The 20,683-nt window shown below is 67.0% G+C and carries 29 protein-coding genes and 1 tRNA gene; 9 read left to right on the forward strand and 21 right to left on the reverse strand.

From position 1 onward, the window contains the following. The first annotated feature begins 43 nt into the window (after nucleotides 1–43). The 3 genes from BLW32_RS17610 (at nucleotide 44) to BLW32_RS17620 (ending at nucleotide 2,182) form a co-directional block, all read left to right on the forward strand. The gene (locus BLW32_RS17610) at nucleotides 44–379 is read left to right on the forward strand and encodes a hypothetical protein (protein ID WP_068738920.1); all 336 of its coding nucleotides are present in this window, start codon (nucleotides 44–46) and stop codon (nucleotides 377–379) included. A gap of 577 nt (nucleotides 380–956) precedes the next feature. Next, the gene (locus tag BLW32_RS27215; RefSeq protein WP_139286250.1) at nucleotides 957–1,346 is read left to right on the forward strand and encodes a hypothetical protein; all 390 of its coding nucleotides are present in this window, start codon (nucleotides 957–959) and stop codon (nucleotides 1,344–1,346) included. Between the two features lie 254 nt (nucleotides 1,347–1,600). After that, nucleotides 1,601–2,182, forward strand: a complete 582-nt coding sequence (locus tag BLW32_RS17620; RefSeq protein ID WP_068738922.1) for a hypothetical protein — start codon at nucleotides 1,601–1,603, stop codon at nucleotides 2,180–2,182. A 182-nt stretch (nucleotides 2,183–2,364) separates the two neighbouring features. Here BLW32_RS17620 and BLW32_RS17625 read toward each other — a convergent pair whose 3' ends face one another. Then, nucleotides 2,365–2,625 (reverse strand): hypothetical protein, encoded by a 261-nt coding sequence (locus tag BLW32_RS17625; protein WP_068738923.1) that lies wholly within the window; start codon nucleotides 2,623–2,625, stop codon nucleotides 2,365–2,367. Nucleotides 2,626–3,079: 454 nt separating this feature from the next. Between BLW32_RS17625 and BLW32_RS27220 the strand changes: the two genes are divergently transcribed. Both BLW32_RS27220 and BLW32_RS17630 read left to right on the forward strand, forming a co-directional pair. Then, complete coding sequence (locus BLW32_RS27220; protein WP_139286252.1) at nucleotides 3,080–3,550, forward strand: hypothetical protein; 471 nt, start codon at nucleotides 3,080–3,082, stop codon at nucleotides 3,548–3,550. Continuing rightward, on the forward strand, nucleotides 3,537–4,694 hold the full coding sequence (locus BLW32_RS17630) for a site-specific integrase (RefSeq protein ID WP_074850670.1): 1,158 nt from the start codon (nucleotides 3,537–3,539) through the stop codon (nucleotides 4,692–4,694). The genes BLW32_RS27220 and BLW32_RS17630 overlap by 14 nt, the downstream gene beginning before the upstream one ends. A 404-nt stretch (nucleotides 4,695–5,098) precedes the next feature. On the opposite strand, the gene BLW32_RS17635 is transcribed toward BLW32_RS17630, so the two are convergent. The 14 genes from BLW32_RS17635 to BLW32_RS17700 all read right to left on the reverse strand — a co-directional run bounded on the left by BLW32_RS17635 (nucleotide 5,099) and on the right by BLW32_RS17700 (nucleotide 13,333). Beyond that, nucleotides 5,099–5,419, reverse strand: coding sequence for a head-tail adaptor protein (locus BLW32_RS17635; protein ID WP_068738925.1), 321 nt, complete (start codon nucleotides 5,417–5,419; stop codon nucleotides 5,099–5,101). After that, entirely contained in the window at nucleotides 5,416–5,733 is a 318-nt protein-coding gene (locus BLW32_RS17640) for a hypothetical protein (RefSeq protein ID WP_068738926.1), read from the reverse strand. The genes BLW32_RS17635 and BLW32_RS17640 overlap by 4 nt, the downstream gene beginning before the upstream one ends. Nucleotides 5,734–5,735: 2 nt before the next feature. Next, a complete protein-coding gene (locus BLW32_RS17645; RefSeq protein WP_068738927.1) occupies nucleotides 5,736–6,569 on the reverse strand; it encodes a phage major capsid protein in 834 nt (277 codons plus the stop codon). Between the two features lie 117 nt (nucleotides 6,570–6,686). Beyond that, the gene (locus tag BLW32_RS17650; RefSeq protein WP_139286253.1) at nucleotides 6,687–7,253 is read right to left on the reverse strand and encodes a hypothetical protein; all 567 of its coding nucleotides are present in this window, start codon (nucleotides 7,251–7,253) and stop codon (nucleotides 6,687–6,689) included. 12 nt (nucleotides 7,254–7,265) lie between these two features. After that, the gene (locus BLW32_RS17655) at nucleotides 7,266–8,708 is read right to left on the reverse strand and encodes a phage portal protein (protein ID WP_074850672.1); all 1,443 of its coding nucleotides are present in this window, start codon (nucleotides 8,706–8,708) and stop codon (nucleotides 7,266–7,268) included. Then, a complete protein-coding gene (locus BLW32_RS17660; protein WP_068738929.1) occupies nucleotides 8,705–10,177 on the reverse strand; it encodes a terminase large subunit domain-containing protein in 1,473 nt (490 codons plus the stop codon). The genes BLW32_RS17655 and BLW32_RS17660 overlap by 4 nt, the downstream gene beginning before the upstream one ends. Further along, on the reverse strand, nucleotides 10,174–10,605 hold the full coding sequence (locus BLW32_RS17665; protein WP_068738930.1) for an HNH endonuclease signature motif containing protein: 432 nt from the start codon (nucleotides 10,603–10,605) through the stop codon (nucleotides 10,174–10,176). Before BLW32_RS17665 ends, BLW32_RS17660 begins: the two co-directional genes overlap by 4 nt. 68 nt (nucleotides 10,606–10,673) lie before the next feature. After that, the gene (locus BLW32_RS17670) at nucleotides 10,674–10,874 is read right to left on the reverse strand and encodes a hypothetical protein (protein ID WP_074850674.1); all 201 of its coding nucleotides are present in this window, start codon (nucleotides 10,872–10,874) and stop codon (nucleotides 10,674–10,676) included. Beyond that, nucleotides 10,871–11,224 (reverse strand): hypothetical protein, encoded by a 354-nt coding sequence (locus BLW32_RS17675; protein ID WP_068738931.1) that lies wholly within the window; start codon nucleotides 11,222–11,224, stop codon nucleotides 10,871–10,873. The genes BLW32_RS17670 and BLW32_RS17675 overlap by 4 nt, the downstream gene beginning before the upstream one ends. A 46-nt stretch (nucleotides 11,225–11,270) precedes the next feature. Continuing rightward, complete coding sequence (locus tag BLW32_RS27225; RefSeq protein ID WP_139286255.1) at nucleotides 11,271–11,858, reverse strand: hypothetical protein; 588 nt, start codon at nucleotides 11,856–11,858, stop codon at nucleotides 11,271–11,273. After that, the gene (locus tag BLW32_RS17685) at nucleotides 11,858–12,163 is read right to left on the reverse strand and encodes a hypothetical protein (RefSeq protein WP_068738933.1); all 306 of its coding nucleotides are present in this window, start codon (nucleotides 12,161–12,163) and stop codon (nucleotides 11,858–11,860) included. The genes BLW32_RS27225 and BLW32_RS17685 overlap by 1 nt, the downstream gene beginning before the upstream one ends. Continuing rightward, nucleotides 12,160–12,549, reverse strand: coding sequence for a hypothetical protein (locus BLW32_RS17690; RefSeq protein ID WP_068738934.1), 390 nt, complete (start codon nucleotides 12,547–12,549; stop codon nucleotides 12,160–12,162). Before BLW32_RS17690 ends, BLW32_RS17685 begins: the two co-directional genes overlap by 4 nt. Further along, nucleotides 12,546–12,959: a hypothetical protein gene (locus tag BLW32_RS17695; protein ID WP_068738935.1), complete on the reverse strand. Its 414-nt coding sequence runs from the start codon at nucleotides 12,957–12,959 to the stop codon at nucleotides 12,546–12,548. Before BLW32_RS17695 ends, BLW32_RS17690 begins: the two co-directional genes overlap by 4 nt. Nucleotides 12,960–13,123: 164 nt before the next feature. Then, nucleotides 13,124–13,333, reverse strand: a complete 210-nt coding sequence (locus tag BLW32_RS17700; protein WP_068738936.1) for a helix-turn-helix transcriptional regulator — start codon at nucleotides 13,331–13,333, stop codon at nucleotides 13,124–13,126. A 126-nt stretch (nucleotides 13,334–13,459) separates the two neighbouring features. Between BLW32_RS17700 and BLW32_RS17705 the strand changes: the two genes are divergently transcribed. After that, nucleotides 13,460–13,939 (forward strand): helix-turn-helix domain-containing protein, encoded by a 480-nt coding sequence (locus tag BLW32_RS17705; RefSeq protein WP_139286256.1) that lies wholly within the window; start codon nucleotides 13,460–13,462, stop codon nucleotides 13,937–13,939. Beyond that, a complete protein-coding gene (locus BLW32_RS17710; protein WP_074850675.1) occupies nucleotides 13,939–15,129 on the forward strand; it encodes a tyrosine-type recombinase/integrase in 1,191 nt (396 codons plus the stop codon). The genes BLW32_RS17705 and BLW32_RS17710 overlap by 1 nt, the downstream gene beginning before the upstream one ends. A 12-nt stretch (nucleotides 15,130–15,141) precedes the next feature. Here BLW32_RS17710 and BLW32_RS17715 read toward each other — a convergent pair. Further along, nucleotides 15,142–15,218: transfer RNA gene (locus tag BLW32_RS17715), tRNA-Leu, on the reverse strand. A 37-nt stretch (nucleotides 15,219–15,255) separates the two neighbouring features. Continuing rightward, nucleotides 15,256–16,371: an alpha/beta hydrolase gene (locus BLW32_RS17720; RefSeq protein ID WP_068738938.1), complete on the reverse strand. Its 1,116-nt coding sequence runs from the start codon at nucleotides 16,369–16,371 to the stop codon at nucleotides 15,256–15,258. A 59-nt stretch (nucleotides 16,372–16,430) separates the two neighbouring features. On the opposite strand from BLW32_RS17720, the gene BLW32_RS17725 reads away from it, so the two are divergent. Then, nucleotides 16,431–17,045, forward strand: coding sequence for an ANTAR domain-containing response regulator (locus BLW32_RS17725; protein WP_068520656.1), 615 nt, complete (start codon nucleotides 16,431–16,433; stop codon nucleotides 17,043–17,045). Nucleotides 17,046–17,052: 7 nt separating this feature from the next. Here the strand turns inward: BLW32_RS17725 and BLW32_RS17730 are convergent, their stop codons facing one another. Next, nucleotides 17,053–17,361: a helix-turn-helix domain-containing protein gene (locus BLW32_RS17730; RefSeq protein WP_068520658.1), complete on the reverse strand. Its 309-nt coding sequence runs from the start codon at nucleotides 17,359–17,361 to the stop codon at nucleotides 17,053–17,055. Between the two features lie 136 nt (nucleotides 17,362–17,497). Here BLW32_RS17730 and BLW32_RS17735 point away from each other — a divergent pair, with 136 nt between their 5' ends. Then, nucleotides 17,498–18,469: a cytochrome c oxidase assembly protein gene (locus BLW32_RS17735; RefSeq protein ID WP_082791143.1), complete on the forward strand. Its 972-nt coding sequence runs from the start codon at nucleotides 17,498–17,500 to the stop codon at nucleotides 18,467–18,469. A gap of 39 nt (nucleotides 18,470–18,508) precedes the next feature. Here BLW32_RS17735 and BLW32_RS17740 read toward each other — a convergent pair whose 3' ends face one another. From BLW32_RS17740 to BLW32_RS17750, 3 genes are read right to left on the reverse strand one after another with little or no spacing between them, the layout of a single operon-like run. Then, nucleotides 18,509–19,237, reverse strand: coding sequence for a rhomboid family intramembrane serine protease (locus BLW32_RS17740; protein WP_068738940.1), 729 nt, complete (start codon nucleotides 19,235–19,237; stop codon nucleotides 18,509–18,511). Nucleotides 19,238–19,243: 6 nt separating this feature from the next. Then, nucleotides 19,244–19,795 (reverse strand): hypothetical protein, encoded by a 552-nt coding sequence (locus tag BLW32_RS17745; RefSeq protein ID WP_068520664.1) that lies wholly within the window; start codon nucleotides 19,793–19,795, stop codon nucleotides 19,244–19,246. Continuing rightward, on the reverse strand, nucleotides 19,792–20,682 hold the full coding sequence (locus BLW32_RS17750; RefSeq protein WP_068738942.1) for an acyl-CoA thioesterase: 891 nt from the start codon (nucleotides 20,680–20,682) through the stop codon (nucleotides 19,792–19,794). The genes BLW32_RS17745 and BLW32_RS17750 overlap by 4 nt, the downstream gene beginning before the upstream one ends. Nucleotide 20,683 lies beyond the last annotated feature (1 nt).

Here is a 20,683-nt window from a genome sequence, read left to right on the forward strand (position 1 = left end):
TCTCTCGGTATGGTCGGGTGACCGAATTCAGAAGGGCGCGCACATGGCCGAAGACATCGAGATCCGGGACGTACCGGGATTCCCAGGCAAGACTGCCTCGATCATCGCCGCAGCCGAGAACCTGAAAGCCGTTGCTGCCGCGGAACGTGCCCGCCTGGAGAAGACGTACGCGGACGAAGCTAGCAACGGCAGCACCAAGCGGCCGATGCCGATCTACGACGCGGGTGGAAAGTCGCTGTCCGCATTCCTCGAGAGGCAGGTGGCCGGACTGACGACCGCAGCTGACAATGTCATCCTCGGGTCGAAGGTAGCGAAGTTCACGTACGACCGGATCCAGGCTGCTGATCGAGACGGCGCGGATAGCGTGAGCAAGATCTAGGGGAAGAAGAATGAGGCGGGGCATCATCGCGGCGCTCGCCGCGGCAGTAGCACTGTCTTCAGCGTGTGGCGTCGACCGCACTCAGACGGCGAGTGATGGCAGCTCCGCCCCGACCACCAACGAGAACGGCCTACTCCCGCTTCCGCCTGGCTACTCCCCCACTACCGGCACCGCCACACCGGACTATTCGGTGACGCCGGTGCCGACTGACGGACCGGGCTACACGCCGCCGTCGATCGCAGCGCCACCGACGGTCCCTGGTGGCGTCACCGTCCAGCTACCGCCAGGGCCCTACGTCGCGCTTCCGGACAGCTACGGCGGCATACCGGCTGATGGGAGCAGCGGAACCATTCCGGGAATGGGTGTCACCGTCAGCCAACCGTCTGGGCCAGATACCGCCGCGACCTGCACGATTGGGTGGCCGGTCCGGAGTAACGCCGGCCGCACTGGGTTTCTCACGGCTGGGCACTGTGACAAGTCAGACGGTCCTGTCAGTTTCGTGTCCCCAACCGGGGACATCCAACTGGCTGCTGACTACATCGGCGCGGAACAGGGCACAGGACCATCAGGGGCGCGATTGGACGCAGCGTTCATCGGCCTACCCTCTGACGCGGTCGCCAGTAACCGCTATCGGACGAACGTGACCGCCGGGGTACGCATCGCAGGCGGCCTCAACCGCGACGCCGTACGCTCTCTACCCGCCGGTACGCCGCTCTGCATGATGGGCGGACGCGCAGGAGTCACCTGCGGGCCGATGGTCTCGGCGGGGCCCGACGTTGTGAAATGGGGCGGCTACGCGGTGAAGGGCGACAGCGGCAGCGGTGTGTTCCTCACAGTGAGGACCGCGAACGGGTACGACGCGTACGCAGTCGGCCTCCTGAGTAGCGGCGACACAGATCGCTCTAACGAGGTCACATACCTGGACGACACGCTATCTCGCTGGGGACTCAACCTCCTTCTGACGTGATCGACCAGCATTCGGTTTGCCAGCTGGCCAGGTTGCTTGCTCGCCCTCAAACGTTCGTTCCGATTTGCTGCTTCCTGCAGCGGCCACCATGAGCCGGCCTTCGCAACCGGTGAATTCAGCGTGCTCTCAATGGCCCCCGCGGATCGACGTTTGCCTTCCACAGGGGGTGTAGCTCGTCGACTTTCAGCCTGAACAGTGGCACATCTGTGTCCGGATCCGCGCCGAGGCGGTCCTGTGAGTGGCACCCTTCCGCTATGGGAGCCATCATCGCCGCGGTCATCGGCCTGTGCGGGGTCAGTATCGGAGCATTCATTGCGCGTCAGACAGCGATGTCCATCGCTGAGCTGAACGCCGAGCAGAAGCGGCGGGACGTTCTGCTCGCGGCGTCGAAAGAATACGCCGACGCTGTCATCGCGACGGCGGGAGCAATGGAGGCCTACGTGTGGTACGCCGACGACGCCATCCTCGAATCAAGAACGATCACCCCGGAGCAATGGCACGAAGCGCGTCCGCTCGTCGGCCCGCTCCGCGAATCGGCAAGCAAGCTCGACCACCTTGTCCTGCTCATCGACGACGAGGAGGTGAAACATCTGAACCAAGGATTCAGCGACCTCGCGCGGAGGATCCTGGCTGCACCCGATGAGGAAGATGGCGGACTGACTGCGAAGCAGCTCTGGAACGAAGCGGTCTCAAAGGAACAACCTGACCGAATTGCAGCTCTCGTAGAAGCGGCCCACACGCTGCGTGCGCGCCAGCTCACGGCCTATCCAACACACGCGCCCGGGTTGGTCACCGGATGGTGGACCCGGCGGAAGACGGCTCGATCGGGATCCTGATGCGAGCTCCGCAACAGGACTGAGCCATGTTTGTGCGAGGAAAACTCTTGGGGGCGGCCGCCGCGGCCCCACATCGCCGACCACACCGCATGCCGCCGATCAGAACTCCGCCCAAAGGAGGCCACGCACCGACGCAGAGGAAGCGATTGCTACTCGAATGCCTACTCACCAAGCCCGCCTTGCTAGTTTTCGACCTGCCTCAGCAGGAATTCGGCCTCCTCCTCGATCCGAGCGTGCGCCTCTCCTGGATCGGCGCAGGGCCCAAGGTCGAGCACGCTGGATACGGCGTCACCCGCATGGTCGACACGCACCTCCGCCATGTCGTCGGTAACGTGCACTGTTACCACATGCCCCTCGGGCGACGACCACTCGGCGGTGTTCGGGCTCAAGGCTCGCCAATCGGCATCGGTGCTGAACAAGCTGACAATCACCGCCCGCGTCATCGTGCACTCGGCTCTTGGATACCTGCATCAATCCATGCGAGGAGGTCTCGCCCGCGGTACAGAACTCGCCCACGGGGGCAGTGCTGACTGTAGCTCGGTCCCGTCCTTCGACGGCGCATCTGAGCGAGTGAAGCTGTACTCGTGTTAGGAACAAGCTCCGCAACGCCCGCAGGGCTGTAAAGCCTCTCCGGATCGATGCTTTCGACAGCGACCGCTCCCATTTGCTCACCTCTCAGAGTTGCTGTCATCAGTAATACTGTTGACCATATGCGGCAGAATCACGACTTGTCAACAGGGTTACGTTCTGCATATAGTCTGTGGCATGGGCGGGGCATTCGGGAGAGAGGTTGGCGCTGAGATTCGACGACGGCGCGAAGCGGCTGGCGCAACGCAGGATCAGCTGGCAAGGGCTGTAAACCGCGCCGGGCCTGAGCTTCGGTGGACGAACGTCCGGGTGGCGCAGGTCGAGGTTGGCCATCTGGCACCGGATCTCCTTACTCTGCACGCGATCGCGATCGCGATCGCAGAGCTCTCAGGCAACCCGGTCGCTCTCGCAGATCTACTTCCGGCTGACGGTGAGCACCGAGCATTGTCGGCTGCCCTTCGCGGTGTCCCGGTCGCCCCGACCGCAGCATCGCTGCCCGCCTTGCCCGATCCAACCCTTGCACGCGGTTGGGGACAGGTAGACGATCGCCTATGCAAGGAACTCGATCTATTCCCGATTCAGGTTCAGGTTGCCACCTCCAACCTCTTCGGGCGCACTGCGACCGAAGAACGAGACAGCAGGGCCGGTTCGGATGCAACTCCCCAGAAAAAGGGAAGAGTTACCCGCGACCTGCTGCACGAAGTCGCGACTGAAGTCAATCGGGTTGCTGCTGCGGAATCGTTCGAAGAAGCCGAAAGACATCGGCGTGGCAACGATTGAGCGATACGAACTCAAACGCGGCCCCGCACGAGACCGTGGCCGGTACATGGTGAGGTACCGCCGTCCGAGCGGCGTCCAGACGACGAAACGTGGGTTTCGAACACGAAGGGAAGCGGAATCCTACCTCGCCACCGTCCAGGTCAGCGCACTTCGCGGCGAGTACATCGATGTCAACGCCGGCAGGGTCACAATCGGCACGCTCGGCGCGGAGTGGCTCACGGGTCGCGCCCACACCAAACCGTCTGGCGAGCGCTCAGTCGAATCGGCTTGGCGGGTCCACGTCGAACCACGTTGGGGCCAGGTTCAAGTCGTAAAGGTCCGTACCACCGACATTCGAGTGTGGATCGCCGAACTGTCCGACAGGGTGGGCCCTGACTCAGTCGCACGGATCCACGGCATACTGTCCGGCATCTTGGAAGGGGCAGTGGCAGATAGGCGAATCGGGTCGAATCCCGCCCGCGGCGTGAAGCTGCCCCGCCGAGGTACCGCGAAGAGCAACGAATTTCTCACTCACGCGCAAGTCGCACTGTTCGCCAACGAGGCCAAGCAGCATGCGATTGAGGTCTATATCCTCGCTTACACGGGGTTGCGCTGGTCCGAGCTCGCGGGCCTCTTGCGTCGCCATATAGACCTCCGACGCGGCAGAGTGTCGGTTGAGAGGATCGCCGTGTTCGTGGGTAAGACCGTGCACATCGGCGATCCAAAGGACTACGAGCGTCGAACGGTTCCCCTACCCGCGTTCGTCGTCACGATGCTCGCCGAGCACTGCCGAGGGATGCAGCCCGACGACATCGTATTTCCCGCAGGTCAGGGCGGCTATGCCAAGCCGCCAGGGCATAACACCTGGTGGGACGGCGCTGTGCAGCGGTGCATCAAGAGGACCACGAAGGCCCGGGCGGAGGAAGCTGCGCAGAGCGAACACGGAGAGGCGACGACGCCACCTTTCCCTCGTGTGACACCGCACGACCTGCGACACACTGCAGCCTCGTTGGCCATCTCCGCGGGCGCGCATGTCAAGGCTGTTCAGAGAATGCTGGGCCACAGCTCTGCCACGCTCACTCTCGACACCTACGCGGATCTCTTCCCCGACGACCTCGACAGCGTCGCTGTCGCACTGGATCGCGCAGCCACCTTCTCCGCGTAAGCATCGACCGAACTGTGCTCAAAACGTGCTCATGACCAGCTCGGAACCCGAAGACGAAAGAACCCGCAGGCGATCTACCTGCAGGTTCGCAGCAAGTGCGGTAGTGCCCCCGGTGAGACTCGAACTCACACTGGACGGGTTTTGAATCCGCCCTATCTGGGGATTCGTAATCCGAGCAACGATGGGGTGCACGAATAAGCGCAGGTCAAAGCGTGGGCGTGAATGGGTAGCGATGGGTGTTGATTGAGCTACTGCGGACTGGCTGCGGACTGGCGGACGGGAAACGCCCCCTCTCGCGTCCGAAACGCGGAAGGGGGCGCAGGTGCCGCGGCATCGTTCGCGGCTCCTTACCGACGCCTGGAAAGGGCACTGAACGTCGGCCCGTCTAAGGGTTGGGCCCGGGGTTAGCCGGTGCCTCGTTTCAGCAGTAGCTCGAGGTGCCGGACCCGGCCGTTGACCTTGTTCACCATCGGCGGGCCCAGCACGTCGTACTCCAGGCCGTCCCACTGGATCTTCGTGGCGGTGGTGACCTTGTGGCCGGCGCGCAACGGCGGCATCACCACGCGGTACGCGGCGACCGCGGTGGTCTGCCCGAACGCCTGCCGGTCCTCCGCCGAGATGGGCCACACGTCGGCGCGGTACGGCACCGCCACCGTCGGCAGCGGGTTCCCGTCGTCGTCCTCACCGCCGCCGAGCATGAGGTCGATGGTGTCGTGGAAGATCATGCCGCCCGCTTCCGGTACCGGTTGAGGACGGTGAGCTCGGCGAGGGTGAATCCGGCGAAGCCCTCGTTGAAGGCGACCGATCCGACGGTGTGCCGTAGCTGCTCGGGGTTGGCGAGCATCCGGGCGGCGACCATGAGGACCACCGCGGCGACCCCCGGGCGGGTCTCGCCGTTGGCGGTGAGGTGCCGACCGCGGGTGTAGGCGTCGATCATGCCGCCGGCGACGGTGATCGCCTGCCCTGCCTGCGCGGTCAGGGCAGCGTCGTCGGTGGGCTGCCCCAACCACTTGAGCAGGTCGACCGCGGTGGTCGCCACGGTTACGCCTTGGTGATGACGACGACGGCCTTGGGCTGCAGCAGGCCGATGTCGAAGCGGGCGACGACACGGATCGCGGACTCGTCGGTGTCGAAGTACCGCGAGGTGTCCAGGGACACCGATGGGGCGAGGTCGCGGGCGACGGCGACGTACTGGATGTCGAGGGCGACGGCCTTGCCGGTGGCGAGGCGGCTGGTGATGACCAGCGGCACGCCGAACAGGCGCTCGAAGCCGTCGGCGGTGGCGTCGGTGGTGATCAAGTACCTGTTGTCGGCGTCCTTGAGGGCACGGATAGCGAAGTAGTCGGCCGGGCTGATGAAGATGTGGCTGGGCTTGACCTCCTGGGCGCGCAGCAGCGACAGGGCCGTGAGGAACGTGTCCGGCACGGCGGGGTCGGCGGCGAGGGCCTGCACACCGCTCTGGTTGACCAGGCCCTTGATGGTGTTCGCGGTGCCGGCGCCGGTGAGCAGTGCGATGTCGAGGCTGTTGGCGAGGTCGGTGGTGATCCGCTGCCGCACGATGGAGTCGAGGCCGACGACGGTCTGCCGGATCGCCTCGTTCGTCAGGCGCGTGAGCGTCTTGAGGGACTTGAGGGCGGGCGGCAGGAGGGTGATCTCGTCGAAGCCGGGGGCGGCGTCGGGGATGGTGCCGCCGGGGGCGACGAAGCCGGGGCTGGTGGTGGTCGCGATGCGGGGCACGCGGAGCTGGCTGCTGGTGTCGAAGATCTTCGGGCCGGCGGCGAGCACGACGGACGCGGCTTCGAGCGGCTGGACGACGATCTGCGAGACCGTGTCGTTGAGCAGAGTGGGGACGGTGGCGGGGGTCTGGGGAGCCATGAGCAATTCCTAACGGGGAGAGGGTGTTTCGCGTCTCTCGCCGCCTGGGCCCTGGATGCGTGATGGGGATCGAACCGCCTGGGTTCGATCCCCACCATACCTCAACTTACGGTCAGGTTAGAGCTGGCTTCGGAGTGCCGCGAGCAGATCGACGGGTGCTTCGGTGCCGGATTTCGGTCCCTGGGCTGCGGCGCCGGCCTCGAATCGGCGGGCCTTGAGGTGCGGTTTCGCCTCCAACAGGGCGTCGATCGCGGCCTGCAGAGCCTCCGGAGACTCCAAATGCGCCGGGTCGAAGGGCAGATCCGAGGGGTCTGCGAGCGCTCCGGTGCCCTCCACCTGCATCCGGTGGAGCTGCTGTTCGAGCTCGCGCACCCGCGTGCGGTATCCGGCGCTCTCGGTGCGCAGCTTCTCCACCACCGAGCGCGGGAACGTGTCGCCCTCGGTAGTCCCGGAATCGGGATTACCTTCGGAGGGGTCAGATTCGAGATCGGACCCTTCTGCGGGTTGCTCCTGAGAACTCTCAGGAGTGTCAGCAGCACTGACATCAGGCTTTTTGCCGGTGCCGTCAACTTCTTCGGTGGTCGCCGAAGAAGCCTGATCAGCGTCCGTCTGGCGGATGTCAGCTTCGGGGGGGTCCGTCAAGGACTCCTGTAGTCCTTGAGCGCGAGACTTGTCGTCGGTCATGGTGTGTCCTTCCTAGAATGCTGCGGTCATTGGGTTGAAGTCGCCGCCCTGTTTCGGGGCGGCGGGGGTCGCGGGCGAAACGCGACCCTTGGGAGGGGTCGCATCCGGGGTGCGACCCTTGCTCGCGTCTGAAACGCGGGCATCTGCGGGTGGTGGTGCGGGGGTGTCGTCGGGGTTGTCGATGTCGAGGCGTTCGCGTGCCTCGGCGGTGGAGATGATCGAGGCGCCGTGGAGCTTGACCGTGGCGTCGGCTTCCTGCGCGACGGAGCGGGTCGCGGGGTCGGACCACACGATCTGCGGGGCGTAGTCGTCGACCTCCCCACCGTCCTCGATCGCGTGGATGAGACGGCCGACGGCCTCCCACGCGCGGCCGAACTTGGCCTGCGCTGCCTCCGCCTTGGCGGTCAGACCGGCCTCGGCGGCGCGGATCGCCTCCGCAGAGGACGGCACGGAGGTGGTGACACCGACGTAGTGCGCCGGCAGACCCGATACCGCCATCGCCTGCTGCAGCATCACGGACACCGCGTTCTCGTATCCATCGAGTGCAGCGCCGTCGAGCTGCCCGAACTTGCCCGCGGAGTCCTCATTGATCATCAGCTTGTCGGTCTCACCGATCGGGTTCACGGCCTCCATGACCGGTTCCCCGTCGTCGTCGAGGACCGGGTTCCCCTCGTCGTCGACGACGGGCTTCTCCTCGAGCTCGAGGCCGGTCGCCCACCTGCGGGGCCGCGCGCCGTACTCCGAGGCGGTCAGCAGGTCCGTGGAGAGCTTGTTGATGCCGTCGGTGATGGGGATGAGGTCCTCGAACTCGCTCACTCCGAAGGTGTCCATCGGGCGGTCCGCGTTGGTCAGCGCGACCACGTTCACCGCCAACAACGGATTGTCCACGGTCTTGAGGGTCTTCGCGGCGGTGATCGAGGCGCCGTCGCCCTGCAGGTGCACGATCCGGTCCGGATAGTACACCACCCAACGGGTTTGCCGGTCGGTGCCGTCGGGCGCCTTGTCGACCCACCGCTTGATCGCGGCGATGGTCTCGCGGCTGCCGGCGTCGCGGTAGACGGCGACCTGCTCGGCGGATTCGACGGACACGCGGGCCTTGCCGCGCTCGTCGGCCCACACGATGACGGCAGCCTCACCGACGGCGAGGGCTTCCCGGTGCGCGACGGGGGCGAGCTGGTCGAGGTCGTTGCGCCGCCACGCCGCGATGAGGGCGGTATCGCGGGCGCCGTCGGCGGTGCGGAAGCTCTGCACCCGCAGGCGTTCGGCGATCGCGGTCACGGCGAGGCGGGGCAGGTTCACCGAGTACCGGTCGAACCGCTGCCCGAGGGCCTTGCGTGCCTCCGGTGCGATGAACGACAAGGGCTGTTGTCCCGCATAGTATTTGCCGAGCCGGTTGAGCTGCGGCAGTCGCACATTCAGTGCGTTGTCGAGTTCGGCGAGTGTGGGTTCGGTCATTGGAAGCTCCTTACGCGATGCTTCTTCTTGGGGCGTGATGCACGCCAGGTGGCGCGACTGTGGGCCATGACCGCGCACGCGGCCAGGTCGATCTTTCGAGCGGTGCGGGAACGCGAGCGCTTAGCCAGGCGCATTCCCCGCGGGTCCTCCGCGACGACCGCGGCGGCGATGTGAGCGGCCAGGCGCTCATCTCCGGTGTGGGTGAGCTTGCCGTTCACACACGCCGTGTACAGGGCGGACGTGGCAGCGGTCAGACGTGACGGCGAGTGCGGGAACTCCGCGATCGGCAGCCGCTCGGATTCGAGTACCTGCAGGGTCCGAGCCCACCGGAACGGGTCCGCGATGATCTCCTGCACCCGGTAGTCCTTGCACGCCTGGCGGATGGTGTCCTCCACCTCCGTGATCGGCACCCGGTACTCGTCATCACCCGCCGGCCGCTCCCACACACCGAGGACATCGAGGTGTGGTTCCTCCGCGACGGTGGCGAGCAGCAACGCCGTGGTGTCGTCGCTGAATGAGCCGTCCAGCGCGACGACGACCTGTGCGCCCTTGTCGATGGGGTGCGCCTGGCACAGGGCATCCCACACGCCCGGCGGGAGGAAACCGCCCTCGGTGTCGGTGGCGAGCTGGCACAGACGCGCACGCCGGAACGTGGCCTCGCGGGTCTTCGGCGGCGCCAGCGCGGCCACCGCATCCGCGTGCAGAAACCCCGCCTCGATCGCAGGGTTCGCCAGAGCGATGCAATGCGGGCACGTGGGCTCGTGATGCTCGAAGCCCGCGGCCGAATGCTCGATCCACGCCTGCGAGACATCCTCCGGATGGTCCCGGTGATACTCGCGCAGGCTCAGTAGCACCTGGTCGTCGAGGTTCGGGCCCGGCGTGCCGATCGCCACCACCACCGACCGCGCGCGCTTGCCCTGCGCGAGCTGCACCACCTCGAACAGATCCCGCGAGACCACACCAGCCTCATCGACGATCGCCAGCACGAAGTCCAGACCCTCCGCAGCGGCAGCCGAGGCCGGCATCACCTGGAACGTGGAATCCGTGGCGGGCAGCACCAGCTTGTCGCGGTACACCTGCACCCGCTCGGACAGCTCATCGTTGAGCTCCACCATCCGCCGGGCCGCGTTGAAAGCCAGTCCGGCCTGCCGCTCGTCGACGGCGAAGACCACCACATGCGCGCCCTCACCCCACGTGTAGAACACGTACAGCGCGATCGCCGCATTCAGCGTGGTCTTCCCCGATCCGCGGGGCAGCATGATCCCGACCGTCCGCGCCCCCGAGTCCAGCACCGCGACCACGATGTCGCGCTGGAAGTCCGCCACCTGCAACGGCTCCAACGCGCCCGTGCCCTTCGGTACGCGGATGAACTGCGCGATGAATTCGAGGCAGCGTTCCGACTCGAGCGAGCCGATCGGGGCGAACGGCAGCGGCTCGTCCGTCGTCGGTGCCTTCGGTCCACGTCTCATCGGATTTCCCTATCGAAATGATAACCATTACCAAATAGTTCGTGATTGCGGCTACCGAGGCAGGTGTTCGGGCTGCTGGAAGGGGGTATCCCCCCACCCTGTGCGGCCCGCTGAGCGATCGGGATGAGCCGGGCGTACCGAACCTTGCGTGCGTGCTTCTGTGCCCGCAGGAGACGACTGAGGACTTCCTCGGCGTCGGCGGTGGTCCACGTGGTGCCCCGGATGCTGTTGCAGGAGCGGCACCGGACGGTCAGGTTCTCGATCTCGTACGCCAGTTCGGGGAACTCCGAGACGGGCAGCAGGTGGTCGGCGGTCAGGTTGCGGGTGGTGCGGCAGTCGATGCAGAACGGCTGCAGCTTGCGGGCCTTGAGCGACAGGCGCCGCCACCGGGAATCTGTGCCGGCGTGCGCGACCGCACGGGTGGGCACCTTCGGGGTGCACGGGCCGCAGCGGTTTCCCCGGGCGATGAGCTCCCCGCACCCGAGGCATGGGCGCCTCATGGGGCCTCCAAGACGTCTGCGAGGGCCAGGGCGAGGTCTCGGGCCGCAGCGGGTGCGAGGCACAGGCCGGTGCCGATCCAGATGCGCTCACCGTCGCGGGTGACGGGCGGCGACGGGCGATGCTCGACACACAAGGTGGTGACGGACGCGGTGCTCTGGGTGCAACCGGGCACCGAGCACGGGTGACTGCCGCTCACTGCGCACCGCCGAGGTCGCGGTGAGCGTCGTCCCGTGCAGCCCTCAGCCCATCACGCAGGTGGATGCCCGCGAGCTCGCAGGTGTCGAGCGTCGGGCCGAGGATGTGCCGCACGAGCATGGACAGTGCGCCCGCCGCGACGTATCCGAAACTCTGCGGCCCGACCTTGCCCACCCACTCGGCAGATACCCGGTCGGTCTCGGCGTCGTTGCCGGCGGTCGACGCGATGTCGTACATGAACAGCACGGCGTCGGACTGGATCTTGTCGATGTCCATGTGGCCGATGGGCATGCCCTGCTCGTCGACGATGAACGCCTCAGCGGGCGGATTGTGGGGGTCGAACTCAGTCATGGGGTTCCTTTCGGGAAGCACTTGGTAGCGACTTGGTAGCGAGCCGCTATGCGGTCTTGCCCGTCACACGGGCGATGAGGGCGTCAGCAGCGCGTGCTGCTGCATCGGGATCAGCGGGGAGCTCTGAGATGTCAAGCACCGGCGACAGTGAGCGATCGGGCGCGCTGGAAGTAGTCGCTCTAGTAAATGCCTGTCCTGTCCTAGCCTGTCCTGTGTTGTAGGTCGGGACGCCCTCGGGGATGTCCCCCGGGACAACAGGATCGGTGCTGGTCAACACTTGGCCTGCAGCATCCGCTTGGCGCTTGGCCTCACGCTGCCGTCGCTTCTTCTCCCTCTCGTGGACCCGCGCCCGGTCGGCTGCCTCGAGCTGGGCGCGGGTCGTCTGGGTGTTCTCGAAGTCGGTGATGAGCCAGCCGTTGGACTGCGCCGTCCACAAGCCAGCGGCCACCAGCTCGGACGGGGTGCCGCGCCGGAACCCCGGGATCAGGTTCAGGTCGTCGGGCAGCAGCACCCCGTCCGTGCGGTTGGACACCGACCACATGAGCGCGAGGCAGTACGAGCGGAACGCCTCGTCGGACGCGCGGGCGATCCGCAGGTCCATGAGCCACCGCTCAGGTAGTCGTGCGTCGGTCACTACTTGCTCTCCCTCCTCGGGCAGTCCCAGACGCGCTGGGGGCGTCCGGGGCGGCGGCGCGAGTCGGTCCAGCCGACGAACCGAATGCGGCCGTCATGCACGACGCCTTGCACGTACCCGCCCAACACCTGCGGGTGCTCGTCCAGCCATTCCCGCGTGGCCTTCGGCAGAGCGGCGTGGATCGCGTCGGCGTCGAACGGCTGGCCGGCGGCGATGACCTTCTCGATCGCCTTCTTGATCCGATCGTGGTGCGGCAGGGTGACCACGTTGGTGGATGCGGCGACCGCGGCCGCGGGCCCGGTCACTTCGGGACCTCCGGATGCTCATGGGCGAGCCAGTTGGCGTGAGCGGCAAGATCGCGGATCGCGGCAGTTCCCGCAACAAGCAGGTGTCGGCCAAGCACCACCGCGGCCTCGGGGGTCATCTCGAGTGGGTTCTCCCGCTCGTAGCTGCGTTCTATCCGAACGACGTGCTCGATGACCGGCTCCCCGAAGCCGGGGTCATTGCTCGCGAACCGGGACACGGCGACGATGGTGTTGCTGTTCTGCCGGTAGTGGTCGGAGTCGGCGTAGATACCGTCGATCCACACGGATTTCGCGTCCGCCCAGTACTCACCCGGCTCGCTGGGCAACGCGCCTAGCTTGTCGTAGAGCTGAGTGTCGAAGTCCCGCTGGTTGTCGAGGGCGCTCATCGGCTCATCACCTCGATCGCGGTTCCGATGGCCTCGAGCTGGTTCGACGCATCGCCGATCGTGCAGGTCGTGATCTCCGCGATGAGGCGCGCGGTGGCGACGAATTCGGTGGTGCTGATGCCCATGTTCTCCAGGAACAGGTTGATCGGCATCCACTCGAGAGGCGCGTCGACGATCTGTACTTCGGGGCCGTAGTGCTCGGCCAGGATTTCGGTCAGCGTGTCCCTTCGGTCGGTGCGGGGGAACGCGGGTCGTGCGATACTGGTCATGATCTTCTCTTTCTGCTGGCTGGCGATTGCGTTGATCTGGGCCTCGGCGGCGGCATCCGCCGGGGCTCGTCTCATATCCGGGGTGCGGTCGGCATCGGGGTCGAGGCCGAGGTCGCAGTGCTGTTCCTGCGGGCGGTTCACGAGGTTGCCTCCCTGGCCGGCATGACGATCTGCCGGTTGCATGAGTCGCAGCACTCGCCGTCCGCCGCGATCGGGTCGGGCATGTTCGCGCCGATCGGCCAGTTCGGGATCTGGTCACGGCAGATGCAGCAGGCGTGGGGGGGCCTCGAGGAAGTCGGAGACGTTCACGCCGTCTCCTGCTCGCTGCGAGCGGCGATCCAGCGTTCGACGACATCGACGTCGTACAGGATCTTGCGCTTGCCGAGTACGACGGCGGCGGGTCCGGTGCCGCACTGTCGCCAGTAGCGCCAGGTGTTCACGCTGATCCCGTAGCGCTGCTCGAGCTGCTTGGCGGACAGGAGCACCCTGGGGGCTCCGAGGCTAGAAGTGGTCATTCAGGTTCTCCCTCAAAGGATTCACGAGGTGTGCGTGGCAACGCACAGGATGAGAGTAGCACGGGGATTCACGTCTGGTGCCCCCGAACCCCGTGTTTTGTGAATTGGCGTGTCATGATGGTGGCTATGGGTGAAGAGGATGCGATCGACAAGAACTTCGGGACCAACATGAAGCGCACCCGCGAAGCTCTCGGGTTGTCGAAGGCCGACCTACTTCGGTGGCTAGAGGGGCTCGGTTGGGAGAACGCTCACCAAACGACCATCACCCGAATCGAGGACGGAGACAGGGCACCACGTCTGGGCGAGGCGAAACTCATCGCTAAGGCCCTCATGCAGCCGTTGGACTCCCTGATGGCGAAACCCGAGGCGGCGTCGTTGGCTGCAGCGATTGTCCAGCAATATCAGGCCACGTACGCAGCGGCGACTCGCACGGTTGAGGCAAGCGAATCGTTCGACTCAGCGCTCGCACGCCTCAGCGATCTGATGAAGGAGCTTGACGCCGAGGCTCAGGAGTTGATCGACGATGAGACCATCGAGACATTGCGCTACGTCACTGACGGATATTGCGACGCAAGCGCGTTCGTAGAGCAGGGCGACATTTTGTGATGCAGAAGCGCAACCGTCGCTCCGGTGTCGAGGACCGGTGGACGCGGGCCGACGGCCAGCCGAGCGCGCGCCATGGCAAGGGCCTTCGATGGATGGGCCGCTACGTAGCGGGCGACGGCCGGGAGCGCACGAAGTCGTTCGGGCTCAAGAAGGACGCTCAACGGTGGCTAGAGCAGCAGGTTTCCGACCAGGTGACCGGGACGTGGACGGACCCGGAGCTGGCCGCGCAGACGTTCGGCGCGGTCGCCGAGAAGTGGATCGCGACGAAGGCGAGCCGCAAGCCGAAGACGGTAGCCGGTTACCGGTCCATTCTGGACACCGTGGCGCTCCCCCGCTGGCGGGACGTGCCGCTGGGCGACATCCGGTTCGACGACATGCAGGTGTGGATCTCCGGGCTGAGCGCGGACGGGTCGACCAGGTTCGCCGGCCGCGGGCTGTCCGCATCCCGCGTGATTCAGACCCACCAGGTCGTCGGTTCCGTGCTGCGGTTCTCGGTCAAGGCCCGGTACATCGCTACGAACCCGGCCGAGGACGTGGAGTTGCCAGGCAAGGTCGAGGTGGAGCAGCGATACCTGTCACATGAGCAGGCGCACCGTCTGGCGGTCGCGTGCGGCGAGTACCGGACGTTCGTTCTAGTGCTGACGTACTGCGGCCTCCGCTTCGGCGAGGCGATCGCACTGACGGTCGGGCGTGTCGACCTCGATGCCCGGCGGATCACGGTCGCCAAGTCCGTGACGTACGTGACCGGGCAGGGACAGGTCGAGGGCGCCCCGAAGAACAGCTCGACGCGGCGAGTGCCGGTACCGAAGTTCCTGGTGCCGCTACTCAGGACCGAGCTCGACGGACGCGAGGATGACGAGCTGGTGTTCCCGGGCCGCGAGGGCGGGTGGCTCACCGAGGGGCAGGTGCGATGGGTGTTCGACAAGGCAGCGACGACGGTCGGCGAGAAGGGGCTCACACCGCACCAGCTGCGGCACACCTGCGCGTCGTTGGCGATCCGCGGCGGCGCGAACGTGAAGGTGCTGCAAACCCTCCTGGGCCACAAGACGGCGACGCTGACGCTGGATCGGTACGGGCACCTGTTCCCGGACGATCTGGACCGGGTGAGCGACTCGTTCGATGCTGCTGCGGACCAGCTGCGGACTGGCGGGAAGCTGAGCCTGGTCAAACAGTGGCGAATACCGCTCTGAGCTGCGGCGATGTGGTGCCCCCGGTGAGACTCGAACTCACACTGGACGGGTTTTGAATCCGTTGCCTCTGCCAATTGGGCTACGGGGGCGTCCGGCGGACCGTCGGAGACGGCCAGCCGAGCCAGCTTACCGGGCGGGGTCGGCGGCCTCGGACTCGGCGTCCACGGACGCGAGGAAGGCGTCGATCACGGGCCAGGTCTCGCGGACGGCGTCGGGGCCGGCGACGAGGCCGAGGTGGCTGGACTCGACGGTCGCGAACTCGACGCGGGGCGAACCGGTGAACAGGTCGACGCCGTGACGCGCGGTCTCCCACGCGCACAGGGCGTCCCGGTGCGAGCCGAACAGCTGCACGGGCACGTCGATGGAATGCAGATCCACGACGGTCTCGCCCAGGGTCACGTGACCGTCCGCCAGCTCGCCGCGGAAGATCAGCCGCTCCCACAGCTGCGTCGCCAGCTTGCCGGGGTACCCGGGGAAGGTGCGCTGGAACCGGTCGATGACCTCCATGCGGGCCAACTTCTCGGGCTCGCCGAGATTCTGGAGCACGAACTTGGGCTTCTTCAGCTCCCGGTCCCACGAGGTGGCGCGGTAGGCCACCTGCACGATCGGCGCGGGAATGCCGCCCATGAGCGCGATCAGCGCGCCGGGGCCGAGGCCGCGCACGGGCTTCATCACAGAGGTCACCAGCGGGTACGGCGGCTGCGCGGCGTACTTCAGTGGAGTCGCGATGGAGACGATCGAGCGGATGGAGTCCGTCGACGCGCCGGCGGTGAGGAACGACAGCGTGCCGCCCAGGCTCCAGCCGTACAGGTCGACGCCGGCACCGTCGGGCACGTCCCCACCCCAGAAGTCATCCAGGGCGCGCGCGATGGCCTGCGGGATGATGTCGAGGGCGAAGTCCTCGAAGCCGAGACCGCGGTCGCCGTAGCCCATCTCGCCGAAGTCGATGACGTAGGGGACGCGCCCCGTCGCGGCGAGGTGCGCGACGACGGACGTCTCGGGCGAGAGGTCGTAGCAGGTGGCGGGCGCGGCGATCGGCGGCACCAGCAGCACCGGTGCGGCGCCGGGCACGGCGGCCGCGGCGCGGTCGGGATCCGTGGCGAACCGGCGGAGGGTGCGGTGGTCACCGTCGGCGACGACGACGTGCGGGGTGCGCTCGACGGGGCGGATTCCCTCCCCCAGAGTCAACGCCCAGAGGTTGCCGGCGCGCTCGCGCAATTGAGTCAGGCTCAATACGTTCATGGGCCTACGGTACCGCGCGCGGCGGGCCCGATTTCCGCCGCCCGGTAACGTACCCCCTGATGAAGGACACCGAGCCCACCCCGCACCGCGTGCTCGTCGCCGAGGACGAGGCGATCATCCGCATGGACCTCTCCGAGATGCTCCGCGAGGAGGGCTACGACGTGGTCGGCGAGGCCGAGAACGGCCAGGTCGCCCTCGAGAAGGCTCGCGAGCTCCAGCCCGACCTGGTGATCATGGACGTGAAGATGCCGGTCCGCAACGGCCTGGAGGCCGCCCAGGACATCGCCCGCGAGCGGATCGCCCCCGTCGTGATGCTGACGGCGTTCGGCCAGCGCGAGTTCGTCGAGAAGGCCCGCGAGGCGGGCGCGATGGCCTACCTGGTCAAGCCGTTCACGAAGGCCGACCTGGTGCCCGCGATCGAGATCGCCATCAGCCGGTTCGCCGAGCTCAAGGCGCTCGAGAAGGAGGTGACGACGCTCTCCGGCCAGCTCGAGACCCGCAAGCTGGTGGACCGGGCGAAGAGCATCCTCATGCAGGCGCACGGGGTGTCGGAACCGGAGGCGTTCCGATGGATCCAGCGGACCGCGATGGACCGCCGTACCGACATGCGCACCGTCGCGCACCTCGTGATCGACACGCTGGGCACACCCACCGATACGGCGGGCGCGCCCTGACGGTCGGTCAGACCGCGCGCACCGACCGCGACGGCGGAAGCTGCTGGCCCCGGTAGTACCCGGTGCGCGGCATGTTCTGGAACGCGGGCGCGTCACCGGCGGCCTTGTCGTTCTGACGGTCGATGACCTTCTTCACGGCCTGCGGCGAGGTGCCCGTGTAGCGGGCGATGTGCACGATGGGGATCCGCGCGGCGTAGGCGGCGAGGATCGTCTTGCGGTACTGCTCCTCCGCATTGGCCTTGAGGTGGGACCAGTGCGAGATCGGGCTGAGGAAGTCGCGGACCTCTTGAGGCGTGGGCTCGGGGACCTTCGGCATCTCTACTCCGTGCGTTCGAGCCCGGGGCGGGTACCCAGGCGTTCTGACAGGGACGTTCGTCCCTTCATCGATCATCCTCCGCGCTTTGTTACACGTCGGTTGGATTAGTTTCCCAGGGGTGGTACAACGGGCAGCGATGTATCCCTCAGCAGTGGCGACCGAGTCGCCGGACGTGCTCCACACGTGGGTCTTCACCCCCGTGGTGACGGGCCTCATGGTCGTCGCTTCCATTCTCTACGTGTACGGCACGGTGCGGGCGCGGCGCGCCGGAGTCGCGTGGCCGATCGTCCGCGTTCTGTCGTGGTTCGTCGCGATGGCGCTGTTGGTGTTCTCCGTCAACAGCGTCATGGCCGAGCTCGCCAAGCACCTGTTCTGGGCCCACATGGTGGTGCACCTCGTGCTCATCACGGTGGTGCCGATGTTCCTCGTGCTCGCGGAGCCGATCCGCCTGCTCGCGACGGCGACGGGCGAGGCCGGCGATCGCCGCGTCCGCGCCTTCCTGGGCAACCGGATCGTCCGCCTGGTCACGAGCCCGATCGTCGGCCTGCCGCTGTACGCGTTCGCCCTGATCAGCACGCACCTCACCGGCTTCCAGGACCTCGCCCTGGACAATCCGTGGCTCAAGCAGCTCGAGTACACCGGCTACTTCGTCGTCGGCTGGATCTTCATGCTGCCGCTCATCGGCAACGAGCTGTGCGGCCCCACCAAGCTGTCGCACCCGCTGCGCTTCGCCTCGTTCCTGCTGGCCATGGGCCCGGACACCCTCGTCGGTGTCACGCTCATGATGACCACCACCGAGCTGGCGCCCGGCTACGCCGCGTCGCGCCTGGGCTGGGGCCCGACGGGGCTCGAGGACCAGTCGGCGGCCGGCGCCATCATGTGGTTCGGCGGCGACGGGCTCATGATGATCCTGCTGCTCGTCGTGGCCTTCCAGTGGATCACCGCGGAGGCCACCGGGAAGCGCGGCGGCGGGATGGGCTCCTGGCTCGATTCCGCGCGCCGCGGCCAGCTCATGGGCGAGGGCGATGAGGACGTCGACATCGACGACGACGAGGCCGCCCTGGCCGCCTACAACGCCCGGCTGCGGGAGATGAACCGGGGCCACTGACAGCCCGGCCGCCGCCGTACCGCGCCGGCAGATCCCGGGTCACCGCAGGGAGTACACCTGCGCGCCCGGGAACGTGCCGAACCGGACCGCGATCGCCGCGACCACGACGGCCGCGATGACGCCCGCGCACGCCCAGCCGAGTGCCTCGACCTGCTGCCGCGTGCGCCGGTCCTTCGGGAGCAACTCGGGCGCGTAGACGAAGCCCGCCGTCACGAGGACGCCGGTGACGAAGCCGCCGAGGTGGCCCAGCCACGAGATGCCGGACAGGGTCAACGACGCGACGACGTTGACGCCGATGATCACCAGCAGCGACGTCGGATTCAGCTTCAGCTTCAGGTAGAGCACCAACTCCGCGCCGATGAGGCCGAAGATCGCGCCCGAGGCGCCCACGGTGATCGTGTTCTCCAGCCCGAACCACAGCACGGCCGCGCTGCCGCCGAGCAGCGAGACGGCGTAGATAGTGCCGAACCGTGCCCGGCCCAGCGCCTGCTCGACGTTACGCCCGAAGACGTACAGCGTGAACATGTTGACCAGCAGGTGGATCGGCCCGAAGTGGAGGAACCCCGAGGTCACCGCCGTCCACCACCAGCCGTTGAGCGTGGCCTGCTCGGACAGCGCGAACCGCGCGACCTCGTAGGAGGCCATGTTGTTCTCGATGCTGCCGGTCTGCTTCGCGCTGAACGCGAAGACGATCACGTTGACCGCGATCAGCGAGTACGTGACGACGGGCTGCCAGTCGCGGCGGACCGTCGTGCCGAGAGCGGTCACCGGCCGCTAGCCCGCGAGGGACACCATGAGGGTGCCCGACGTGGAGGCGAGCTCACTACCCGCGACGGGAGTGGCCTGGGCGTCGCCGACGGTCACCGCGTAGTTCACGTCGGGGTCCGCGTGCACGGACGACAGCGTGAACGGGAAGACGCACCGGCCGGAGCGCAGCACGCCCGCGCCGAGCTCCGTGTCGAAGCTGTCGGAGCCGTTCCGGAAGACGATGCGGGATCCCTCGCGGACGCCGGCGGCGTCGCGCGCACCGGAGCAGGTCTTGCTCGTCGCGACGTACTCGGACGGCGTCAGCACGACGACGCCCTCCCGCTCGAAGGCCGTCGTCGCGAAGCCGAAGGAGACCGCGAAGATGCCCACGACCGCCATGATCACGAGCACGACCGCGGTGAGGACGCCGACCCAGGTACGGGAGCCGGGGCCGTGGCGGCGCCACGGCTGCTGCGAGCCCTGCGGCAGAGGCGCGGGCAGCTCCGCGCGCCAATCGCGGCCGGGCGTGCCCTCCGGCACGTTCGGGATCGGACGCTGCTGCGTGTCCTGGCTCGTCACTTCGCCCCCTTCGACGGGAAGTACTTGAGCACACCCTCCTGGGTGGTGCTTGCTACCAGAATGCCTTCCGAATCGAAGAATTGCCCGTTCGACATACCGCGACCGCCGTCGGCCACCGTCGAATGCGAGCTGTACAGGTTGTACTGATCGAAGCGGACGCGGCGGTGGAACCACAGCGACTGGTTGAGCGTGACCGCCATGATCCGGTCGAATCCCCAGGACAGACCGTGCCGGGTGATGATCGAGTCGAGGATCGTGGTGTCCGAGGCGTAGGCCAGGGCCGCGTCGTGGATGACCTGATCGTCCGGCAGGGGCCCGGCCGTCCGGATCCAGACGTTGTTGTCCTCCTGGATCAGGCCCTTGCCCTTGGCGATCCACGCCGGATCGTTGGTGAACCGCATGTCCATCGGCTGCGGTGCCTCGACGAACATCGTGACGACGTCCTCGTAGCCCTGAAGGGTGTCCTGGATGTTCGGCAGCCCGTCGGGGGCGGGAACCTCGGGCGCGGGGTCGCCGTGCACGAGCGGGTTCCGGCCGTCGGTCTGGTAGGCGAGCTGCATCAGGGCGAGCACGGTGCCGCCCTGCTCGACCGACACCAGCCGGTTCGCGACGTTGCGGGTGTCCCGCAGTCGCCGCACCACGAACTCCAGGTCGGCGTTCGTCTCGCCGCCGTTGATGAAGTGCGTGTGCGCGGCGTGCAGGAACAGCGAATCCCGAGCCCCCGGAACGGTGTTGCCCGAGGCCACGATCGCCTGCGAGAGGATCTGCCCGCCGAACGTGCGGGACGCGGTCTTGGCGGGGTGACGACCGAGGTAGCGGTCCTCCCCCGCCTCCGCGAGATCCAGGGTGCCGAGGAACTCGTCGAAATCGGTGAGTGTCTCCGTCATA

It is taken from the genome of Tsukamurella tyrosinosolvens (genome assembly GCF_900104775.1).
Classification (GTDB): Bacteria; Actinomycetota; Actinomycetes; order Mycobacteriales; family Mycobacteriaceae; genus Tsukamurella; species Tsukamurella tyrosinosolvens.

Excerpts from the sequence above, each read along its gene's own strand:
- BLW32_RS17645 (WP_068738927.1), bottom strand. The coding sequence starts at position 6,569 with ATGGCTCCCCAGACCCCCGCCACCGTCCCCACTCTGCTCAACGACACG.
- BLW32_RS17750 (WP_068738942.1), bottom strand. The coding sequence starts at position 20,682 with ATGACGGAGACACTCACCGATTTCGACGAGTTCCTCGGCACCCTGGAT.
- BLW32_RS17725 (WP_068520656.1), top strand. The coding sequence starts at position 16,431 with ATGAAGGACACCGAGCCCACCCCGCACCGCGTGCTCGTCGCCGAGGAC.
- BLW32_RS17610 (WP_068738920.1), top strand. The coding sequence starts at position 44 with ATGGCCGAAGACATCGAGATCCGGGACGTACCGGGATTCCCAGGCAAG.
- BLW32_RS17655 (WP_074850672.1), bottom strand. The coding sequence starts at position 8,708 with ATGACCGAACCCACACTCGCCGAACTCGACAACGCACTGAATGTGCGA.
- BLW32_RS17710 (WP_074850675.1), top strand. The coding sequence starts at position 13,939 with ATGCAGAAGCGCAACCGTCGCTCCGGTGTCGAGGACCGGTGGACGCGG.
- BLW32_RS17720 (WP_068738938.1), bottom strand. The coding sequence starts at position 16,371 with ATGAACGTATTGAGCCTGACTCAATTGCGCGAGCGCGCCGGCAACCTC.
- BLW32_RS17700 (WP_068738936.1), bottom strand. The coding sequence starts at position 13,333 with ATGACCACTTCTAGCCTCGGAGCCCCCAGGGTGCTCCTGTCCGCCAAG.
- BLW32_RS17635 (WP_068738925.1), bottom strand. The coding sequence starts at position 5,419 with ATGATCTTCCACGACACCATCGACCTCATGCTCGGCGGCGGTGAGGAC.
- BLW32_RS17675 (WP_068738931.1), bottom strand. The coding sequence starts at position 11,224 with ATGACTGAGTTCGACCCCCACAATCCGCCCGCTGAGGCGTTCATCGTC.
- BLW32_RS17730 (WP_068520658.1), bottom strand. The coding sequence starts at position 17,361 with ATGCCGAAGGTCCCCGAGCCCACGCCTCAAGAGGTCCGCGACTTCCTC.
- BLW32_RS17705 (WP_139286256.1), top strand. The coding sequence starts at position 13,460 with ATGGGTGAAGAGGATGCGATCGACAAGAACTTCGGGACCAACATGAAG.
- BLW32_RS17620 (WP_068738922.1), top strand. The coding sequence starts at position 1,601 with ATGGGAGCCATCATCGCCGCGGTCATCGGCCTGTGCGGGGTCAGTATC.
- BLW32_RS17650 (WP_139286253.1), bottom strand. The coding sequence starts at position 7,253 with ATGACCGACGACAAGTCTCGCGCTCAAGGACTACAGGAGTCCTTGACG.
- BLW32_RS17625 (WP_068738923.1), bottom strand. The coding sequence starts at position 2,625 with ATGACGCGGGCGGTGATTGTCAGCTTGTTCAGCACCGATGCCGATTGG.
- BLW32_RS17690 (WP_068738934.1), bottom strand. The coding sequence starts at position 12,549 with ATGAGCGCCCTCGACAACCAGCGGGACTTCGACACTCAGCTCTACGAC.
- BLW32_RS17660 (WP_068738929.1), bottom strand. The coding sequence starts at position 10,177 with ATGAGACGTGGACCGAAGGCACCGACGACGGACGAGCCGCTGCCGTTC.
- BLW32_RS17735 (WP_082791143.1), top strand. The coding sequence starts at position 17,498 with ATGTATCCCTCAGCAGTGGCGACCGAGTCGCCGGACGTGCTCCACACG.